We start from the raw sequence: 21,895 nt of genomic DNA, 5'->3' as shown, positions 1-21,895 counted from the left end.
ATATAATACACTAATAGTATAAGTAATAGCATAGGAGGATGTATGAATATAATCTTCAGTTATGATTTTTTGAAACTAGAATTTAAAGATATATATCAGGATATAGAAGAGTTAAAAAAAGAAACAACTGATGATGGCATAGAAGGAAATATTAATATTTTAATTGATGATATTATTTATTATATATATAAGAAAAATAATATATTATATAATGAAAAAATTAAATGGGATAAAAGATTAAAAGTTTTAAAGGATATAAATATTATATCAAATGAAATATTAGATATGATTATGCTTTTGGGGAAAGAATCAAAAGCAAATACTTCTAAGGTTGGTGAAAGTGAAAATTCTAAGATGAGAATCTTGTATGAGGTTTTGGTTTGGTTTGTAGTTAATTATGGAGAAGAAAATTATTCTTTAATATTAGACAATTTAATAAGTCCTCAAAAAGAGATTTTTGTAAAATATTTATCAGGAAATAAAGAGAAAATTATTAAGGGTGAAATTGAAAATAAAAATGGAGAATTAGAGGAAAAAGATGATATTATACGACAACTTGTTGAAAAGGGAGAAAACTATTATTTTGGTAGGGGAGTTAAGAGAGACAATAATAAGGCTTATAGATATTTTTTAGATGCAGCAAAATATAAAAATGAATATGCTGAAGCTTATCTTGGGTTATTTTATGAAAAGGGTATAGCGGTACGTAAAAACTATGAAATTGCATATCAATGGTATTATAAAGCTGCAGTAAAGGGAAATGCATTTGCACAATATTCTTTAGGAGTTTTGTACTCTGAAGGAAATGGAGTTAATAAGGATTATAATAAGGCATTTATCTGGTTTCAAAAAAGTGCGGAAAATGATTATGTAGGAGCGTATTATCAATTAGGACGAGCTTATTATAATGGATTAGGTGTAGAAAAGGATGAAGAAAAGTCATTTAAATGGCATAAAAAAGCAGCAGAAAATAATCTTCCAGATTCTCAATATGCTTTATCATTAATGTATAAAAATGGAGATGGTTGTGAAGAAAATTTAGTAAGTGCATATTATTGGGTTGAGAAAGCAGCAGAAAATGATTATGAAGATGCTTACTATATAATAGGAAGATCTTATTTAGAAGGAATATGTGTAGATATTAATTATAAAAGGGCATTTCATTATTTAAGTAAGGGATATTTAGCATTAGATACAAATTGTATAGAATCTCTTGCAGAAATGTATTTGAAAGGACTTTATGTAAAAAAGGATATTTATACTGCAATAGAATTATATACTAAAGCAATAGAATTTGGAGATAAAAGTGTTTACTTTAAGCTAGGAAAAGTATATGAAGATGAGGGTTTAATTAATCAATCAATTTTAATATATAAGCAAGGACATGAAGAGGGAGATTTAAAGTGCACTCAAAGGTTGGGTATAATATATTACAATGGAGAGGGTGTTGAAAAAGATTTAGAAAAGGCAATGGATTATATGGAAATAGCAGCGGCTAAAAAAGAACCCCATGCAATGTATGTATTAGCTGTTGCATATTATAGTTTAAATAAATTTGGAGATAAAACAGGAGATGTTGCTAAGGCATTATTAAAAGAAGCTTATGAATTAGGTTCACCTTATGCAGCAGATTATCTAGCTTATATAATTATTAATGAATTAAAAGATGGTAAAAATATAAATAGAAATGAACTTGTAACTTATATAAAGTTTGGGGTAGAAAATAATTTAAAAGAATCAATTTTTAAATATGGATATATATATGAAAAAGGTATTGGAGTAGAGCAAAGTTTCGAAAAAGCATACTATTATTATAATATGGTAGCGGAAAATAAATATGTTAAGGCTATGAATAAATTAGGGGATTGGTATAAGTTAGGAATTTTCTTGGGTAGAAATATAGACTTAGCAATTAAATGGTATGAAAAATCAGCTAAAGAAGATGATGTTGAAGCTATAGAAAAGCTTATAGAAATATATGAAAAAGGAATTGGCGGTAGAAAAAGTGATATAAAAGCTATTTATTATGTATTTAAGCTTATTGATTTAGATGCGTTGAAGGGAAAGAAAAAAATAGTATATTATTGTTTTAAGGGAATAGGAATTGAAGAAAATAAAGATAAGGGGTATGAACTACTTAAAGAAATTGAAGAAATAGATTTAGGAACAGCAAAATATATTAAAGCGTATTTAGGTGAAAATGAATTAATAGATATTAATAAAGAGAAAATTATAAATTTATATAGGGAAGGAATAGACCTTGGAAATTTAGAATGTTATGGTCAACTTGCTACTTATTTATATAATAATGGATTAAGCAAAAATGATGAATATAAGGAGTTATTTGAAATTGCTATAGAAGGAAAGAGCTTAGGTGTAAATAAGTGTAGATATATATTTTTAAAAAATAAATTAAAAGAAGTTCAAACTAGTAGTATAGTTACAGTTGAGGAATTGATAATTATTAAAAAGCTTAGTACATTAATAAATAGTGAAGTTTATGAAGTAATAAATGATTTAATTGAGTGGTATGATAATAGAAAACCGCAAGATAAAAGCATTTATTATGAATTACAGAATCAAGCAATTTATTATAATATTTTAAAGAAGCAAAAAATACTTCAATAAATTAAAAGAAGCTATATTCAATATAATATAGCTTCTTTTAATTATATAAAAATTTTATGAATTTTAATGTAAATCTTCTAAATTTTTAGATTATTTGACTGTTAAATAGTATATTTATATTTTATAAAATATTACTTTAGTAAAGGTGATTTAATTTACAATGCTAAGTCAACAGTAATAATACATTTATATTTTGGAGATTTTTCTTTAATGTCTTTTTCTATATTAGATAATAATTTAGATGAATCACTTTCATTAGCTAAGCACTTTGGAGAAACTTCTATATCAAAAATTAAGTTTTTATTATCTTGCTCTCCAACAACTCTAAAATCATGAAATGATTTAACTTCTTCATATTTTTTTAATATATTTTGAACCATGTTTCTAGCTTCAATTATTTCATCTGTGTCAACACAAATAGGATCCATATGAATAACTAAATAAATATTTAATTTCTTAGAAATATCTCTTTCAGCAGTATCAATAACATGATGTATTTCCATAATATCGATATTACTAGGGATTTCGGCATGAATAGAGGCCATAATTCTACCAGGACCGTAATTATGAACTATTAAATCATGAATACCAGTTATATGTTCATAAGACATTACCATATCTGTAATATCACTAACTAAAGCTGGATCTGGTGGTTCTCCAAGTAATGGACTTAAAGTTTCTTTAATTAGAGAGAAACCGGAGTAAACAATAGCTAATGCTACTACAATACCTATATATCCATCTATAGGAAGTGTGGTGAATTTACATATTAAAAAAGAAATAACAACTGTAGTTGAAGTAAAAACATCACCCATAGCATCAGTTGCAGTTGCTTTTAGAGTAGATGAATTAATTTTATTTCCAATCAATTTATTGAATTTTGAAAGCCAAAATTTAAATCCAATAGAAATGAGAAGTAAAATAAAAGGTAGTAATTCAAAGCTTACTGGAGTTGGATTAATAATTTTTTGAAAAGATGTTTTAACAAATTGTAATCCAACAAGCATTACCATAAAAGAAACAATCATAGCAGTTATATATTCAATACGTCCATGACCAAATGGATGCTCAGCATCAGCTGGTTTGTTTGCCATTTTAAAGCCTATTATAGTTATAATTGAAGAAGCAGCATCAGATAAGTTATTAAAAGCGTCTGCTAAAATTGAAATTGAATTAGAAAATAAGCCTACACATAGCTTTATTATAAATAGCATTAAATTTGTAATTATACCAATTATACCTGCAAGATTTGCGTAAGCTCCTCTTACTTTTACATCTGATACATTATTAGAATCTTTAACAAATTTTCTAATTAAGAAATTTGAAAACATAAAAATCCTCCCATTTATTTTATATTAATAATATTAAGTATATTATTAGTATGCTTAAATTTTTATTAATTAAGCTTATTACAATATGCTAGTTTAATGCCTTAAAAAAGTCAATTGCATATTAATTATAAAATATATTAAAATTAAATATAAGTTTTAACTAGAAGCTTAGAGAAAATAAATAAGTTGTGAAAAAATAGCAAATAAAGTATATTAAAAATAAAAAAGTTAAAAGGAGCAATAGATATGGAAAATAAGTTAGCTTTAGAATTAATAGATTTTTTATATGATAGTCCTAGTGCTTGCCATGGGGTAAAAGCAACACAAAAAATATTAAATGAAAATGGATTTATTGAAATAAAAGAAAGTGATAAATGGGATTTAAAAGCAAAAGGTAAATATTATGTTGTAAAAAATGACTCAGCATTAATTGCATTTGAAATTGGGAGTGGGAACATAGAAGAGACAGGATTAAGGCTTATAGGGGCTCATACTGACGTTCCTGGATTTAGAATAAAGCCAAATCCTCAAATGATTTCTGAAGGAAAATATATTAAATTAAATACAGAAGTTTATGGTGGACCAATACTTCATACATGGTTTGATAGACCTTTATCAATAGCTGGTAAGGTATCTTTAAGAGGAAAATCACCATTAAAGCCAGAAACAAGATTAGTTAATATAAATAAGCCATTATTAATAATTCCAAGTTTAGCTATTCATATGAATAGAGAAGTTAATGAAGGTTTTAAAATAAATAAACAAGTAGATACGATTCCTTTACTAGGGCTTATAAATGAAAAGTTAGAAAAGGAAGATTATTTAATGAACTTATTAGCAGATGAACTTAAAGTTAATAAAGAAGATATATTAAACTTTGAATTAGGTTTATATGAATATGAAAAAGGAATGCTTATAGGAATGAATGAAGAGCTTATTTCTTCAGGTAGATTTGATGATTTATGGATGGTTTATGCAGGAATAAGAGCTTTAATTGATAGTAGTGAAAATGAAGCTACAAAGGTTATGATTTGCATAGATAATGAAGAAATAGGAAGTTTAACTGCTGAAGGGGCTAATTCTACATTATTAAATAATATATTAGAAAGGATTGCAATAGGATTAGGAAAAAATAAAGAAGAATATTATAGGTCATTAGCTAATTCTATAATGATTTCTGCTGATTTGGCTCATGCTGTTCATCCTAACTTAGGAAGTAAACATGATCCGACTAATAGACCAGTTCTTGAAGGTGGACCAGTATTAAAAATTGCTGCTTCTGGAAGTTATAGCACCGATAGTTTTAATGGTGCAATATTTGCTGGTGTATGTGAAACAGCAGGTGTACCATTCCAAAAGTTTGTTAATAGATCAGATGTTAGAGGAGGAACTACAATAGGTCCTGTAACAGCTGCAAATTTAACTATTCCAGTTATTGATATGGGGGCACCGGTTCTTGGAATGCACTCTATAAGAGAACTTGCAAGTGTAAAGGATAATTATTACACTATTAAAGCATTTACGGAATTTTTAAGTTTATAGTTTTAATATTAAGCTGTGTAAAATATTAATTATATTAAAATTTTACACAGCTTTTGTAAAAAGTTTATTGAAATTAAATAAGTTTATTTAAGTGTTCTTAATTTAATTTTTATATATCCTGTTTATAAAATATATGTTATTTAAAATAACATATATTTTTAAATTAATATTTATAGTTTATTCAATTTGTTCTATGGTGCCAATAATAGTATTATCAGTATTTTTAAATATTGAAATACTTTTCTCTTCAGTATTTATTTTAAAGCCATTTGTTTCTGTATCGAGAATTAGTTTACATTGAGATACTGTTGAATTTTTTAGCTTTTTTAATGTTCCTTCTTCAATTGGTAGATTATCTCCTTGAAGTTTTGAAGCAATGGTATTTTCATTAACATTTAATTTATATCTAACTGCTTCGTAAGCAGTAACAACTGATTTAGCTTCATTTAAAACAGCAACTTTTTTAGCTTCATTAATATAATTACCAACTTTAGGAATAAGTGCAGCAGACAAAATTGAAATAACAGCCAAAACAGTAACAAGTTCTAGTAAGGTAAAGCCTTTTTTCTTTTCGGATTTTAAAATATTAAACATTAATCTCAATATATTTTCACTCCTTCGTTAATAAGATTATTAATATTTTATGAATAATTCTTTTCAGATTATGGACTATAAAGAAGCTAGATATTCAAAAATTTAGAAAAAAGTTTTAGAAATCATATTTTTTGTGAAAAGTTATAAAAAAGTGAATAAATTAATCTAAAAAGGGATAAAACAATTAATGGAGATAATAAATAAATTTATTGTTTATAAGTTTTAAATAAGAAATGAATATAATATGTTTGTTGTATTCTATATTTGAGTTTAAAATTTATAAGTTATCTCATTAAGGATTTTAGTCTATTCTTTTCAAAAATAATGTATTTGCACTGTTATTTTTTTAGAAGATAACATAAATATTAATTTTTGAAAGGTATCATTTGTATACAAGAAAAGCTTTATAAATGAAAATGATGGTTCAAGAGAGTATTTTAATATTACAGAAGTTAATATTAAGCATAACTTCGGATATTTCCTATTTAGACATACTGCGATAACAATGATAAAGAAATTTATCAAGAGATGACTAAAGTTATGTTAAATACACTTGTTAACAAGTCATAAACAATAGAGGACTGTCTAGTATATTAACATGATATTTTAAACTTATAGTTTTAAGTTATTAAAAATAAAGTTTAAATAAGATAGATTAAAATCCTTTCATAATATGTAAATAGGGTTAAATAATATTAAATTTTTAAATTTAATATTATTTAACTCTATTTTATTTATATTAAAATTTTTTTATTTATAATTTAAAAAATTATTTTGGTGTTGTTTTTATTTTTATGTTTAATTCAGTTAATATAGTTTCAAATTCGTATAAAAATATAAATTTTAAAGATAGATTAAGTTTAAACCATTAAAAAGTGATTTTAAATAATATATACAAAAAAGAAATATATTGGTATAATTGGTTTAGATAATTATGGAAATAAATGATTTATTTAAGGGGTATTAGGAGGATTATGTTATGAATAATACACAAAAACAGTTTATAGATATTTTATCTTCTGGAATTAGGGGTAAGGATATAGAAAAAGGTTATGAAAATGTTGATTGGGAGCAGATAATAAATTTAGCTATTGAAAATAAGGTAGAGGGAATAGTATATTCTTCATTACATAAAAGTAGTTTAGTTTCAGTAGTTGGTGAAAAGAGAATAAATTTATTAAAACAAAAAGCTGAGGATGCTGAGATAGAGCAATTAAGAAAAATTTCTGAACTATCAGTGGTAATTAAAAAAATTAATAAAGAAAATATACCATTAATTATTTTAAAGGGACTAGCTATAAGAAATTTTTATCCTAAGGCAGAGCAAAGAACTATGGGTAATGCTAATATATTAGTTCATAGGGAAGATGTAAAAAAGGTTAAAAAATTATTAATAGATATGAGATATTCTGTTTTAGAAGAGCATAATAAAATACCACATCACATAACATTAATTCATAATAACTATCCAACCATTAAAATTCATTGGAATTTATTTGATGGACATGGATTCGCTAAGGAGATAATACATTATGAAAAATTAATATGGAAGAGAGCTAAAAATGTTAATTTAGATGATGTAGAAATTTTATCTTTTTCATATGAAGATTTAGCTTCACATTTATGCATGTATATGGCGGAACATCTTACGGAAAATGGCTTTGAAGTAAGACAACTTTGTGATATTACAATACTTGTTGAAAAGTTAGGTAATGAAATTGATTGGAATAGTTTTATAATGAAGGCAAGAATGCACGGTTTTGAAAAATTTAGTTTGATTTTATTTCTAATATGTAATGAGTTATTTGATATGAAGCTGCCAGAAGAATTGGAAGTTAAATATGTAAATAATAAAAAGTATTTAGAGGCATTAATTGATGAAATTTTTGAGTCAAAATTAAAAAGCAAAAAGGTAATTACGAATCAATTTGCAAAACAGATTTCTTTCAGCTTAGATAGGTATAGCTACGCTAAGAATATTAAAATTTTAACACCTATTGCTTGGATTCATCACATTTTTGAATTAATTTTTAATAGTGGTCATAATTTTAAAGATTTAATTAAGGTAAAGGGAAAGGTGATCCATAGAAGTAAATTGATTGATTGGATGGAATTATAAAAATGAGTGTTTTATTAAAATAACTTTTTATACATTATATTTTTTAGAAGGGATTGTACTTATATTGAATTAAAAATTTCAATATAATACAACTCCTTTTTAATAGTTTAATTAATATTTAAAATAAGAAATATAATAAATATTACACTTATATAAGTTGGTACATTTAACAAAATATGATAAAATGTTTATTGAATAAAAAAACAATGAGGTGGCAAAGTGATTTTTACTAAAAAAATTAATTTAAAACTATCATTTATAGGTATTATATTTATGATATTTTTAGTAACTACAAATAAAATACTTATAGATTTTGGTTTAAAAAAGAGTATTGATTTTATATATAATATTAATTATGAAAAATATAAAGAAACATTAATAAATGAAATATCTAGTTTAAAAGATATAGCAAATATAATAGGTAAAGATGATAATTTAATACATATATTAGATAATAATAGATATGGCAGTGAGTTAACTGAAGAAGATTTAAGCCAAGGGTTTGAGAAAATACACTATATCCAAAAAAGTATGGAGAACTTAACTTTATTAAACTCAATTAGCATTATAAATATTAAAGAAAAGTATGTTTTCAATGATGATAAATTAAATGAGATTAAAAATTTTGATGATTATAAGTTTAATGATTTAGCGTTTAATGAAGAAAATTCTAAAATAGTAACACAAATTTATAAAGACCCTTTAATTAATAAATATATGTTTGCGGTAATGAGTCCAATCACTTCGTATAAAAACAATGAATTATTAGGAGTAGTTATTGTAAATGTTTTATTAGATAAATTAATTGAAAATATAAATTCTAGTTTTTATATAGGAGAATTAAATTCATATATAGGAATTGGAAATAATATGTATTATTCTAATCAAGGAATTGTAGATATATATTCTTTTAATAATAAAAATAAAAACTATGTAGTAAAATTAAATAAATTTTTAGATGATAAAATAGACATATTTTTAGAATTTAATAAAGACTCTATAATTTATAGTGAATATATGGAAAAAATTAATAGATTTATAATTTTAATATTTGCTATTTTAGGAGTAATTTATTTATTGATTTTAGCTTCGTTAGTTAGAAGAATATTTAAACCTATTTTAAAATCATTAGATAGGTTAAAGAATTTATCTAATAATTTAGGAAATAAAAATTTAGAATTTGATACATTAGATGAATTCGAACAATTAGAAGTTATATCTACTTCTTTAGGGAAAATAGTTAATAAAAAACTTAAATCTTTTATTTATTATGATGAATTAACACAATTAGCAAATAGAAAGTTATTATACAAATTATGTGGAGATTTAATAGAAGCTAATGAGAAATTTGCATTAATATTTATTGATTTAAATAAGTTTAAGTATATTAATGATGTTTTTGGACACAGTGCGGGAGATGAGGTTTTAGTAAGATTTAGTCAAAAACTTACAAAATGTTTTTCTGATAAGGGGATAGTTTCTAGATATTCTGGAGATGAATTTATAGTTGTATATACAAATTATATTGATAATGATGAATTAGAGGCATTTTACAATAATGTAGTTTTACAGGAGTTTAAAGAGCCTATTGAATTTAATAATGGTAAAAAGACATTTATGGAGTTTTCGGCTGGGGTTTCTGTGTACCCTAGAGATGGAAAAAACTTTAATGACTTAATTAATAAGAGTGACTTTATGATGTATTCTAGTAAAAAAATTAATAGAGGTTCTAAATTAGAGTTCTTTAATGATGAAATTTATAACGAAATAATTGAAATTGAAAATTTGAAAGAAGATTTAAAATTTGCTGTAGATAATAATGAATTTATTTTATATTATCAGCCAATAGTAGATAGAAATAAATCTATAAAGAAACTTGAAGCATTAATTAGATGGAATAATAAAAAATTAGGATTTATTCCTCCAGATAAATTTATAGGATATGCAGAAGAGACTGGAGAGATAGTTAAAATTGGATATTGGATTATAGAAGAGGTTTGTAAAAGCTTTATTGAATTATTTAATTCAGGTTATACGTTACAAGTAAGTATAAATGTTTCTCCAATACAATTGATGGAAATTGATTTTGTAGATAAAATTGAGGAAATTTTAAATAAATATAATGTTACTACTGAAAATTTATGTTTTGAAATAACTGAATCAGTAGTTCTTGATGAAAATATAATAATAAATGAAAATTTATTATTATTAAATAAAAAAGGAATAAAGGTAGCCTTAGATGATTTTGGTACAGGATATGCTTCTTTCAGTTATTTAAAGAAATTTAATCTTGATATTTTAAAAATTGATAAAATATTTATAGATAATTCTTCAAGTGTAGATTTTAAAATTGTAAATAGTATAAAAAATATTGCTCATATACTTAGTATGGAAACAGTAGTTGAGGGAGTTGAAACAGAGCAACAATTCAATGCATTGAGTAGCGTAGGCTGTGATTTGTTTCAAGGATACTATTTCTCACGTCCTTTGCCTTCAAATGAAATAATGGATTATTTAAATAAGTTTAATAAGAAAAATAAACATGATTAATTAAATATAATATAAGTTTAATTTTATAATAAAAATGCGCTGATTATTTTCAGCGCATTTTTACTTTTTAATATTTTAATTAAAATAGAGTATTTTGTATACCATTTTCCTTTTGAATAGTTTCTTTATTTTTATTATTTAAACTACCAAGAGGACTATTAAAGCTATTAAGAGGATTTGGAAGTTCGGTATTACTAGAAGAAATAATACCATTAGTTCTATTTTTTTTATTATTACATTTAGACATAATATTATTCTCCTTTTTATATAAAGTTATCCTATTGAATTGAAATTTAATTCAAATAATATTATTAAGTTTAATTATATATCATCTTCTTCGTCATCATATATATAGGTAAATTCACTATATGCTATATTATTTACTACTATTGGATCTTCAACAGTATTTGCTAATTTTGTATCCACTCCTTCTGGAGAATGACTTACTAATGATTCTTTACTAGGTTCATAATAACTTCTTACATGTGGCAAATAAACATTAGACTTATCTTTCAAGATGCTACCTCCTTATAATATAAATCTTGTAAATACACTATACACAATCTAATCATAATTAAGCTTTAGGAGTAATTTAAGTAAAGGCTGATTGATGTCACAATATTTTATTCCTAAGCATATATATAGTGTTTGAAGGTTGTACAAAAAATATACTTAAAAATAATTAAATAATATATAAATAGCTGAAAAAAAGTCAGTAAATATAAAATTAGTCAAATTGTTTTAAAAAATGTAATAATATAAAATTAATTCAACAGGAAATATAAGGTTATTAATTTATCTTATAAAAAGTATTATGAGGGTATGGAAGGAGAAATTATTATGTATCCAATTAGATTTAAGAATATTTATTATGAGAAAATTTGGGGGGGAAGAGATTTAGAGGATTTTAGAAACAATTTGCCTAATGGAGAAATTGGTGAATCATGGGATATTGCTTGCCATCCAAGTGGAACTGGAATAGTTGAAAATGGCGAATTAAAGGGCAAACGATTTGATGAAATAATATCTGAATTTGGACATGCATTAGTTGGATCAAAAGTAGATACAAAGAAATTTCCATTGCTAGTTAAATTAATAAATTCTAGAGAAAAGCTATCTGTTCAAGTTCATCCTAATGATGATTATGCTAAAAGAGTTGAAAATCAATTTGGAAAAACAGAAGCTTGGTATGTGGTAGATGCAAAGCCTGGGTCAAAATTAATTGTTGGAACAAAGAATTGTAATAAAGAAATATTTGAAAAAGCTATAAAAGAAGGAAAATGTGAAGAATATTTAAATGTTATAGATGTTAAAAAGGGAGACTGTTTTTTAATAAATAGTGGATTAGTACATGCTATATGCGAAGGATTGATTATAGCAGAAATACAACAAAACTCTGATGTTACTTATAGAGTTTATGATTATGGAAGACCAAGAGAAATTCATGTAGAAAAATCTTTAGATGTAATCGATTTCTATTTAAAGGCAGAAAATTTATCAAATAAGGAAGTTATTAATTTTGATGGATTTTCTAAAGTGGATTTTTGTGAAAATGAGTATTTTGGAATGCAAAAAATTAATATAGAAAAAGAATGGCAAGATTTTAGTAATGAAGAAAAGTTCTTTATTTTAACTTGTGTAGATGGGTGTGGAAGTATAGAAGGATGCGATGCTAATAATAAAGGTTTCTATGAAGAAATAAATATGGGGAACAGCTATTTAATTCCAGCTACATTAGGAGAATATATTGTTAAAGGAAAATTATCAATAATAAAAAGCTATCCAATGTAAATATAAGGCGGACTTGAGACGCCTTATTTTTACTCCAAAAATTGTCGTTGAAAATTGACATAATAATTGATATAATATATTTCTCATTAAAACGAATAAAAAAGAAAAATTTTATATAAATATTTGGAGGAGTTACCAATGCCAGTAAGAATTGCTATACTAGGTGGACCAAGATGTGGTAAGACAACATTAATTCAACAATTATATGTAGACTTAAAAATTAGAGACATAAATGTAGGAGTAGCTACGGAATATAGCACTGATTATTTAAGAGATAAAGGAATGATTGAATCTATTTCAGAACAATATGGAATATATTTAGGTCAATTACATTTAGAAAAGAGTTTGGATGGACATGATTATGCCATAACTGACTATGCTACTTTTGTACCTTACATATATGGAAGATTAATGCTTGGAGATAAGACAAGAACTAAGAAGGAAATCGAAATATTAAATGATTTATATAGCTTAGCAATAAGAGATTTACCACAATATGATCATATTTTCTTTGTACCAAGAGAATTTGGTTATAAAAAAGATGGAGTTAGATGGCAAGATGAAGAAGTTGCTCAAGCTGTGGACAAGGCAATATTAGGATTCTTAGATGCAGAAAATGTTAAGTATTCAGTAATAACTGGATCAACTAAAGAAAGATCAGAGCAAATAATGAAAATAGTTGGGATAAATAAATCTATAGTACAACCTATTAAGGCTAAAGAATTAGTAGAAAAATAATATTAATACATATAATTAAATATAAAAATAACAATTAATATTAATATAGAAAAAATTAAAAGAGGGTTCACTTTAGAATCCTTTTTTAGTAAAAAATAATTGTATAAAAATAAATTTGTAACAATACCTTAAAAATGAGTATATTAATAATTATATATTTAAATTTATTGACTTATAAAAAATGAGATGATAAAATACATAGTATGCTATGTATTAGGAGAGATGAAAATGAAAAGATTTGATCCAAAGGAACACATAGGAATATTAATAAAATTTATAAATGGAAAGATTATTAATAAAATTAATAAAAACCTTTCGGAATTTAATTTAACTGGTGTTCAACATGAAATTTTATGTTTTATAGATAGAAATGAATTTGAAAGAGATGTGTTTCAAAAGGATATAGAGAAGTGTTTAAAGCTTACAAATCCTACGGTAACTGGCATAGTAAAAAGATTAGAAGAAAAGAAAATGATAGCTAGATGTCCAAGTAGTACAGATGCTAGGTATAAATGTCTCCATGTTACTGAAAAAGGGAGAGAAATTATATGTAAAAGCTTTAAGTTTGGATCAGATAATATAGAAAAACAATTAGTTAAAGGTATGACTGAGGAAGAAATAAAAATTTTAAAGGATTTATTATATAGAGCACTTAAAAATATGGAGGAATAATTTCCTCTTATTTTTAATTTGAATACATAGCGACCTATGTATTGTTAAATTAATATTAAATTTATTTTATAAAACTGTAAAAAGCATAGAGATTGATATATTAGAGTTAAGGATATTTCAATCACAATGTTTATATAAAAAATGGACATAAAGGAGAGGTGAAGGATATGATAAAAAAATTAGTTCCATATATGAAGAAATATAAAACTCCATTAATTTTAGGTGTTTTATGTGCAGCATTAGAAGCCACTTTTGAATTACTAATTCCATTAGTAATGGCTAAAATTGTTGATGTTGGTATTTCTACAGGAAATATGAGCTATACAATAAAAATGGGATTATTGATGCTTGTGATGGCAGCTATATCGTTAAGTTTTGGTATTGGATTATCAAAGTTTGCAGCTATAGCAGGTCAGGGATTTGGTGCAGAACTTAGACAAGCAGAGTATGAAAAAATTCAAACTTATTCATTTAAGAATATTGAAAAATTTAGTACTGCATCATTAATTACACGTTTAACTACAGATATTACAATGATACAAAATTCATTAACAATGGGAATTAAACTTTTAGTTAGAGCCCCTATGATGCTAATAGTTGCTTGTATTATTTCAGTTACAATTAGTGCAAAATTAGCAATTATATTTTTAGTATCTATGCCAGTTCTTACTATTGCAATTGGATTAATAATTAAAAATGTTAAACCAAGATTTGAAGCAATGCAAGGAAAGATAGATAACTTAAATACTACAGTTCAAGAAAACTTAATTGGTATGAGAGTTGTTAAATCCTTTGTAAGAAGAAATAAAGAAAAAGAAAAATTTAAAGCAAGTAATGATGATTTATTAAAAGCTTCTGAAGGAGCATTTAGTATAGTTGTTTTAAATATGCCAGTAATGCAAGTTGTTGTATTTGCTAGTATTATAGGAATTCTTTGGTTTGGTGGAAATATGGTTTATGAAGGAACATTAACAGTTGGTAAACTTACAAGTTTCATGACTTATTCTTTCCAAATATTAATGTCTCTTATGATGCTTTCAATGGTTCTTATGATGATGTCAAGATCAGTTGCATCAGCAGAACGTATAATTGAAGTTTTAGAAGAAGAACCAGATATAAAAGATCCAATTAATCCAATAACTGAAGTTAAAAATGGTGAAATTGAATTTAGAAATGTTAATTTTAAATATGAAGATGATAGCGATGAAAATAACTTAGAAGGTATAAATATAACTATTAAAGCTGGTGAAACTGTTGGTATAATTGGTAGCACAGGTTCAGGTAAGTCAAGCTTAGTTCAACTTATACCAAGACTTTATGATGCAACTGAAGGTGAAGTTTATGTAGGTGGAGTTAATGTTAAAGACTATCACATTGAAACTTTAAGAAATGAAGTTGCTATGGTGCTTCAAAAGAATACATTATTCTCAGGTACAATTAGAGAAAATCTTATGTGGGGTAATGAAAATGCTACAGAAGCAGATATAGAGGCAGCTGCATCATCTGCATGTGTAGATGAATTTATTGATAGATTACCAGGTAGATATGATATGCATATTGAACAAGGTGGAGTTAATGTGTCTGGTGGTCAAAAACAAAGACTTTGTATAGCAAGAGCTATATTAAAGCACCCAAAGGTGTTAATTTTAGATGATAGTACAAGTGCTGTTGACACAGCAACTGACGCTAAAATTAGAAAAGCATTTGCAGAAGATCTTCAAGATACAACTAAAATAATAATTGCACAAAGAATAAATTCAGTTGCTACTGCTGATAAAATTATCGTTATGGATGATGGTAAGATAAGTGCAATAGGAACTCATGATGAGTTAATGGAAACTAGTGAAATTTATAAAGATGTATACAAATCTCAACAGGAAGGGGTGGGTTTACGTGAATAAAAATAGTTCTAAAGGTAATAAAAAATCAGGACCTCCAAAGCCTAAAAATATGAAAAAAACATTAAGAAGGTTAATGGGGTATTTAGGTAAATATAAATTACAATTAATCATGGTAATGATACTTATAATTATAAATTCAATTGCAATGGTAGCAGGATCATATTTCTTAAAACCATTAGTAAATAATTATATATTACCAGGTGATTTTGCTGGACTAGCTAAGATGCTATTAGTATTAGGAACAATTTTTGCATTAGGTGCATTTGCGTCTTATGGATATTCAAGATTAATGGTTCATGTAGCACAAAATACTATTAGTAATATAAGAAAAGATTTATTTAATAAAATGCAAGAGCTTCCTATTAGTTATTTTGATAGAAATACTCATGGAGATTTAATGAGTTTGTATACTAATGATATAGATAATGTAGGTGAAGCTTTAAATAACAGTTTTACAAATATTTTAGCTTCAGGCCTTACATTTATGGGAACAATAATAATGATGGCTGTTTTAAGCCCAGTATTAATTATAATAACAGTAACATTCTTAGCAATAATGATATTTGTTATAAGTAAAGTTGGTGCTAAAAGTAAATATTACTTTGGAATGCAACAAAAAAATATTGGTGCATTAAATGGTTATATTGAAGAAATGATAGAAGGGCAAAAAGTAATTAAAGTATTTTGTCATGAAGAAGAAGCAATAGAAGATTTTAAAAAGCATAATGAAGAATTAAGAAAGGCATCAACTGGGGCCCAAACTTTTGGTGGATATATAATGCCAATGTTAGGAAACCTTTCTCATATGAATTATGCAGTAACTTGTTGTATTGGAGGGTTAATGACAATAGCAGGTGCATTTGACTTAGGGTCATTAGTATCTTATCTACAATATACAAAACAAGTTTCTAATCCAATTGCTCAAGTATCTCAACAAGTGAATATGATTTTAGCAGCATTAGCAGGTGCTGAAAGAATATTTACAGTTTTAGAAGAAGAAGTTGAAATTGATGAAGGTAAAGTTACTTTAACAAGAGTTGAAGTTAAAGAAGATGGTAAGTTAGTTGAAACTGATAAGTATACAGGTCATTGGGCTTGGAAGGTTCCAGTAGAAGTTGCAAATAAAATGAGAAATAAAGCAGCATCTGAATATGCTTCAATATCAGAAATGGCAGTAACTGATTTAAAAGTAGATTATGAATTAGAATCAGCTGTAGCTCTAAGTGATGAACCTATACTAATAGAACTTACTGGTGATGTTAGATTTAAAAATGTTATCTTTGGATATAATGAAGAAAAAACTGTATTAAAAGATATTAGCTTATTTGCTAAACCAGGACAAAAGATTGCATTTGTTGGATCAACTGGAGCAGGTAAGACTACAATTACTAACTTAATAAATAGATTCTATGAAATCAATTCAGGTACAATAACTTATGATGGAATAGATATTAAGGATATTAAGAAAGATGATTTAAGAAGATCACTTGGAATAGTTCTTCAAGATACTCATTTATTTACTGGTACAATAGCTGATAATATCAGATATGGTAATTTAAATGCAACAGATGAAGAAGTTAAAGCAGCTGCTAAACTTGCAAATGCTCATACATTTATTAAGCATTTACCACATGGATATGATACTGTTATTACAGGGGATGGAGAAGGCTTATCTCAAGGACAAAGACAATTACTTGCAATTGCAAGAGCTGCAATTGCTAATCCACCAGTTTTAATAATGGATGAAGCAACAAGTTCAATTGATACAAGAACTGAAAAACTTATTGCAGAAGGTATGGATAAACTTATGGAAGGAAGAACTGTTTTTGTAATTGCACACAGACTTTCAACTATTAAGAATTCTCATGCTATAATGGTTCTTGAACAAGGTGAAATAATTGAAAGAGGAAACCATGATTCTTTATTAGAAGAAAAGGGAAGATACTATCAATTATATACTGGAAAAGCAAAATTAGATGAAGAAGTAACAGCATAAAAAAATCCCTAGAAGAAAAAGTTAAATACATTTCTTCTAGGGATTTTATTAATTTATAATTGTTATTTTAAGATTCAGACTCATTGGTAGAATTTGAATTATTATCAGAACTAGAATTGATATAAGAATCACTATTACTTTCGCTATTATTATTTCCAGAGTTTATATCAGAATCAATATTATCTTCAGAATTGTTTCCGGAATCACCATTAGATCCTAAATCATTATCGTTATCAGATTCAGATCCATTTCCTGTACTAGAATCTAAATTATTATCTCCATCTGTATTAGATCCACTATCAGAACCATTGTCAGGTTTAGAGTTATTATCGTTATTATTATTGTCAGTATCTAGATTAGAGTCATTATCAGGTTTAGAATCTGTGTCAATACTTGGAGTATTACCTGGATTAGAGCTAGAACCGTTGTCTAAATTATTTCCAGGATTGTTATTTATATTATTTCCAGAAGTATTTATATTTCCACTATTAGAATTATTGTTAGAACTATTCACAGAAGAACTAGGTGCATTAGGGACATAAATAGGATTATAAGAATCTGTATCATCATTATAATCAGGATTATTTATGTTTTCATATTCTTCATCATTATCATACTTGTTATTTTGTATATCAGTATTGGAAGAATTAGTTTCATCTATATTTTCTACTTGTGGAATATCTTCAGCTTTAATATCCTTATCCGGAATATTAGCTTTAATATCTTTATCTAATATTGGAGATTTTTTCTTAATAGAAACAAATTTATTTTCAGTATTTGATTTTGCTTGAATAACATCAACTGAAAGAACTAAAATGATAGCAATAACTAAAAATGCAATAAAAATATTTTGAAATTTTTCTGATTTAAAATTCATATTTTGACTTCACCTCCTATAATAGTCGATTATTTTACAATATAAATAATATTCTATAAATTAAGAGGAAATCCTTCTATAAATGAAAAATATTTCTTGTTTTTTAAAAATATTTAGTTAATTTTATATTAAATTAATATCACCCTAAAGGATAGATTACTTATATAAGTTTAAAAACAATTTAGGAAGAGTAATAAATATAAAAAATTTTAGTAAAAATTGTATTAAAGAATTTTTAGAAGGAAATGCAGAGGGGTTTATTAGAAAATAGACAAGCATTTTATAAACTTAGAGGAATTGTTGTATTATTAAATAAAAAAGTATATAATGAATAAGTTAAATTAAGAATAAAAATTTTAATTATATATAAATAATTTTAGGAGGAAAAAAAGTTGGCTGATTACATAAATGAGATTAAAAAAAGAAGAACCTTTGCAATAATTTCTCACCCTGATGCTGGTAAAACAACATTAACAGAAAAGTTCCTATTATATGGAGGAGCAATAAGACTTGCAGGTTCGGTAAAAGCAAGAAAAGCATCAACACACGCAGTTTCAGACTGGATGGAAATAGAAAAGCAAAGAGGAATTTCTGTTACTTCATCTGTTATGCAATTTAATTATGCAGGACATTGTATAAATATATTAGATACTCCAGGTCACCAAGACTTCTCAGAAGATACATATAGAACACTTATGGCTGCTGATTCAGCAGTAATGGTTGTAGATGCTGCTAAAGGGGTAGAGGATCAAACAAGAAAGCTATTCCACGTTTGTTCATTAAGAGAGATGCCAATATTTACTTTTATTAATAAGATGGATAGAGAAGCACAAGATCCATTTGGATTATTAGAAGATATTGAAGCAGAACTTGGAATTAAAACATATCCAATGAATTGGCCAATAGGTTCTGGTAAAGATTTTAAAGGTGTTTATGATAGACAAAATCAAAGAATTATAGCATTCAATGGTGGAAATCACGGGTCTACCGAAGTTGAAGCTATTGAAGGTTCTGTTGATGATGAAAAGTTTAGAGAAATATTAGGTGAAGCACTTCATGATAAATTAATGGAAGATATTGAACTTTTAGATATTGCTGGTGATGAACTTGATATGGAAAAGGTTAGATTAGGAGGATTAACTCCAGTATTCTTTGGATCAGCTTTAACAAACTTTGGTGTTGAGCCATTTTTAGAACACTTCTTACAAATGACTACTTCACCACTTGCTAGAAATTCAAATATTGGAGAAATTGACCCATTTGATGATAAATTCTCTGCATTTGTATTTAAAATTCAAGCAAATATGAATAAGGCCCATAGAGACAGAATTGCCTTTATGAGAATTTGTTCAGGTAAATTTACTAAAGGTGAAGAAGTATTTCATATGCAAGGAGGCAAGAAGCTTAAACTTGCACAACCACAGCAATTCATGGCTGAAAATAGAGAAATTGTTGAAGAAGCATATGCAGGAGATATAATTGGTGTATTTGATCCAGGTATATTCTCAATAGGGGATACATTATGCTCTCCATCTAAAAAGTTCAAGTTTGAAGGAATACCAACCTTTGCACCAGAACACTTTGCAAGAGTTAGACCAGTTGATACTATGAAGAGAAAACAATTCGTTAAGGGTGTTACTCAAATAGCTCAAGAAGGTGCTATCCAAGTATTTAAAGAAAACCATGTTGGTATGGAAGAAATAATTGTAGGTGTTGTAGGGGTACTTCAATTTGAAGTCCTTGAATACAGACTTAAAAATGAATACAATGTTGATATTAAGATGGATAGACTTGCATTTAGATATGTAAGATGGATTGAAAGCTATGATGGAGATATTGAAAGATTAAATTTAACATCTGATGCGAAAAAAGTTAAAGACTTTAAAGATAGAGACTTAATAATATTCCAAAGTGACTGGGGAATTAACTGGGCACTTGATCATAATAAAGGATTAGTTCTATCAGGTGTAGGTAAAGACGAAGAATAATTTAAATAATATATATAAGTTACAATAAAGTATAATTTATTATAAGAGGAGTTGTATCATGTTGAAAACTTTAATTCAACATGATACAACTTTTTTATTATATATTGAATATATTTTAAAATAAATAGGAAACTAAAATTAGAATATTAGAAGAAAAATATAAATAGTAAATTCTAAATTAGATTTATGAATATATTCTTAAGTAATGATAAAACTAAAATAATACTATTAAGGTATAAATAATAAACTTCATCTTATGTTTAATAAATATATTTATAATACATGGAAAAAATAAAATTATTAATATATAGGAGAGATAACTATGAATAAACATGTAAAAAAATTCATAAAGGCTTTTTTGTTATTAATATCAATTATAAATTTAAGTATTAATATAGAGGCTATGCCAAAAGAAAATATATCCATTCCTAATCACATAAAAATAGATGTTAAAGATAAAATACTTAATATTGTAGAATATGATAATTTTTATTTAGATGCACAAAGAATAAATACAAGTATTGGTCCTGGATACTGTTTAGAAGTGGAAAAGGATTATCCATCAGGGCAAACTTTTAAATTTGTAGGTAAACCAGCAAAGCAAGTTGTTGGTATGATGGCTAATGGATATCCAAATAAAACTCCTCTAGAAATTGGTGTAGATACAGAAGATAATGCATATTTTGCAACGCAAGTGGCAATTTGGTGTGTTACCGAAGGATATTCTCCTTATAAATTTAAATCAAAAGACAAACAATTATTAAAAGCAATTGAAAATATATATGAACAGGGAATTGAATATAAGGGAAATGAATTAGATCATGTTGCTATGGAATATTATTTTAATAATTGTATACAAAGAATAGTTATTTATATTAATAAAGAAATAGAAAATCCAGCAGGAGAAATAGGTGGAGGAAATAATATCCCACCAAGTATACCAGATAATAATAAGCCAGTAACTCCAGATGTACCAGACAATAATAGGCCAATAATTCCAGATGTTCCTGAGGAAGAAATACCAACATTACCGGAAATTCCTGATGATGAAGATACATCTGATAAAGGTGAAAATGTTATTGTTCCAGGTTTAGGATAATAATAAATAAGAAATTATAATCTATATTAAATTGATATAAATTTCCCTTTCACATAAATAAGGTTTTAC

Annotated in this window: 16 protein-coding genes; 11 read left to right on the top strand and 5 right to left on the bottom strand. The window is 25.9% G+C overall.

All coding sequences use genetic code 11. The features are described from left to right. Positions 1–42: 42 nt before the first annotated feature. Positions 43–2,628 (top strand): SEL1-like repeat protein, encoded by a 2,586-nt coding sequence (locus QZ321_RS07440; protein WP_291747235.1) that lies wholly within the window; start codon positions 43–45, stop codon positions 2,626–2,628. A 155-nt stretch (positions 2,629–2,783) separates the two neighbouring features. On the opposite strand, the gene QZ321_RS07435 is transcribed toward QZ321_RS07440, so the two are convergent. Then, a complete protein-coding gene (locus QZ321_RS07435; RefSeq protein ID WP_291739751.1) occupies positions 2,784–3,959 on the bottom strand; it encodes a cation diffusion facilitator family transporter in 1,176 nt (391 codons plus the stop codon). Positions 3,960–4,205: 246 nt separating this feature from the next. On the opposite strand from QZ321_RS07435, the gene QZ321_RS07430 reads away from it, so the two are divergent. Continuing rightward, positions 4,206–5,501 (top strand): M18 family aminopeptidase, encoded by a 1,296-nt coding sequence (locus QZ321_RS07430; RefSeq protein WP_291747232.1) that lies wholly within the window; start codon positions 4,206–4,208, stop codon positions 5,499–5,501. A gap of 177 nt (positions 5,502–5,678) precedes the next feature. On the opposite strand, the gene QZ321_RS07425 is transcribed toward QZ321_RS07430, so the two are convergent. Then, the gene (locus tag QZ321_RS07425) at positions 5,679–6,095 is read right to left on the bottom strand and encodes a type II secretion system protein (RefSeq protein ID WP_291739816.1); all 417 of its coding nucleotides are present in this window, start codon (positions 6,093–6,095) and stop codon (positions 5,679–5,681) included. Between the two features lie 979 nt (positions 6,096–7,074). Between QZ321_RS07425 and QZ321_RS07420 the strand changes: the two genes are divergently transcribed. Together QZ321_RS07420 and QZ321_RS07415 are read left to right on the top strand one after the other, a co-directional pair. Then, the gene (locus tag QZ321_RS07420; RefSeq protein WP_291747229.1) at positions 7,075–8,214 is read left to right on the top strand and encodes a nucleotidyltransferase family protein; all 1,140 of its coding nucleotides are present in this window, start codon (positions 7,075–7,077) and stop codon (positions 8,212–8,214) included. A gap of 219 nt (positions 8,215–8,433) precedes the next feature. Then, complete coding sequence (locus QZ321_RS07415) at positions 8,434–10,764, top strand: EAL domain-containing protein (RefSeq protein ID WP_291747226.1); 2,331 nt, start codon at positions 8,434–8,436, stop codon at positions 10,762–10,764. Positions 10,765–10,843: 79 nt separating this feature from the next. On the opposite strand, the gene QZ321_RS07410 is transcribed toward QZ321_RS07415, so the two are convergent. Beyond that, positions 10,844–11,011, bottom strand: coding sequence for a hypothetical protein (locus tag QZ321_RS07410; RefSeq protein ID WP_291747224.1), 168 nt, complete (start codon positions 11,009–11,011; stop codon positions 10,844–10,846). Positions 11,012–11,085: 74 nt separating this feature from the next. Beyond that, positions 11,086–11,280, bottom strand: coding sequence for a hypothetical protein (locus QZ321_RS07405; protein ID WP_291742728.1), 195 nt, complete (start codon positions 11,278–11,280; stop codon positions 11,086–11,088). Between the two features lie 324 nt (positions 11,281–11,604). Here QZ321_RS07405 and QZ321_RS07400 point away from each other — a divergent pair, with 324 nt between their 5' ends. The 5 genes from QZ321_RS07400 (at position 11,605) to QZ321_RS07380 (ending at position 17,862) form a co-directional block, all read left to right on the top strand. Next, positions 11,605–12,555 carry a type I phosphomannose isomerase catalytic subunit gene (locus QZ321_RS07400; protein WP_291747221.1) on the top strand — a complete coding sequence of 317 codons (951 nt, stop codon included), beginning with the start codon at positions 11,605–11,607 and terminating at the stop codon, positions 12,553–12,555. A 138-nt stretch (positions 12,556–12,693) separates the two neighbouring features. Next, the gene (locus tag QZ321_RS07395; RefSeq protein WP_291747219.1) at positions 12,694–13,293 is read left to right on the top strand and encodes an ATP-binding protein; all 600 of its coding nucleotides are present in this window, start codon (positions 12,694–12,696) and stop codon (positions 13,291–13,293) included. A gap of 228 nt (positions 13,294–13,521) precedes the next feature. Further along, on the top strand, positions 13,522–13,965 hold the full coding sequence (locus tag QZ321_RS07390) for a MarR family transcriptional regulator (RefSeq protein ID WP_291747216.1): 444 nt from the start codon (positions 13,522–13,524) through the stop codon (positions 13,963–13,965). Positions 13,966–14,132: 167 nt separating this feature from the next. Then, a complete protein-coding gene (locus QZ321_RS07385; protein WP_291747214.1) occupies positions 14,133–15,866 on the top strand; it encodes an ABC transporter ATP-binding protein in 1,734 nt (577 codons plus the stop codon). 49 nt (positions 15,867–15,915) lie between these two features. After that, the gene (locus tag QZ321_RS07380; protein WP_291747293.1) at positions 15,916–17,862 is read left to right on the top strand and encodes an ABC transporter ATP-binding protein; all 1,947 of its coding nucleotides are present in this window, start codon (positions 15,916–15,918) and stop codon (positions 17,860–17,862) included. Between the two features lie 67 nt (positions 17,863–17,929). On the opposite strand, the gene QZ321_RS07375 is transcribed toward QZ321_RS07380, so the two are convergent. Continuing rightward, positions 17,930–18,739: a hypothetical protein gene (locus tag QZ321_RS07375; protein ID WP_291747211.1), complete on the bottom strand. Its 810-nt coding sequence runs from the start codon at positions 18,737–18,739 to the stop codon at positions 17,930–17,932. Positions 18,740–19,131: 392 nt separating this feature from the next. Here QZ321_RS07375 and QZ321_RS07370 point away from each other — a divergent pair, with 392 nt between their 5' ends. Beyond that, positions 19,132–20,727, top strand: coding sequence for a peptide chain release factor 3 (locus QZ321_RS07370; protein WP_291747209.1), 1,596 nt, complete (start codon positions 19,132–19,134; stop codon positions 20,725–20,727). Positions 20,728–21,049: 322 nt separating this feature from the next. Then, positions 21,050–21,826 (top strand): thioester domain-containing protein, encoded by a 777-nt coding sequence (locus QZ321_RS07365; RefSeq protein WP_291747206.1) that lies wholly within the window; start codon positions 21,050–21,052, stop codon positions 21,824–21,826. Positions 21,827–21,895 lie beyond the last annotated feature (69 nt).

This window comes from uncultured Clostridium sp. (genome assembly GCF_910588715.1).
Classification (GTDB): Bacteria; Bacillota; Clostridia; order Clostridiales; family Clostridiaceae; genus Clostridium.
The sequence above is the reverse complement of the archived record's forward strand: the minus strand, read 5'-3'. Positions and strand labels throughout refer to the sequence as shown.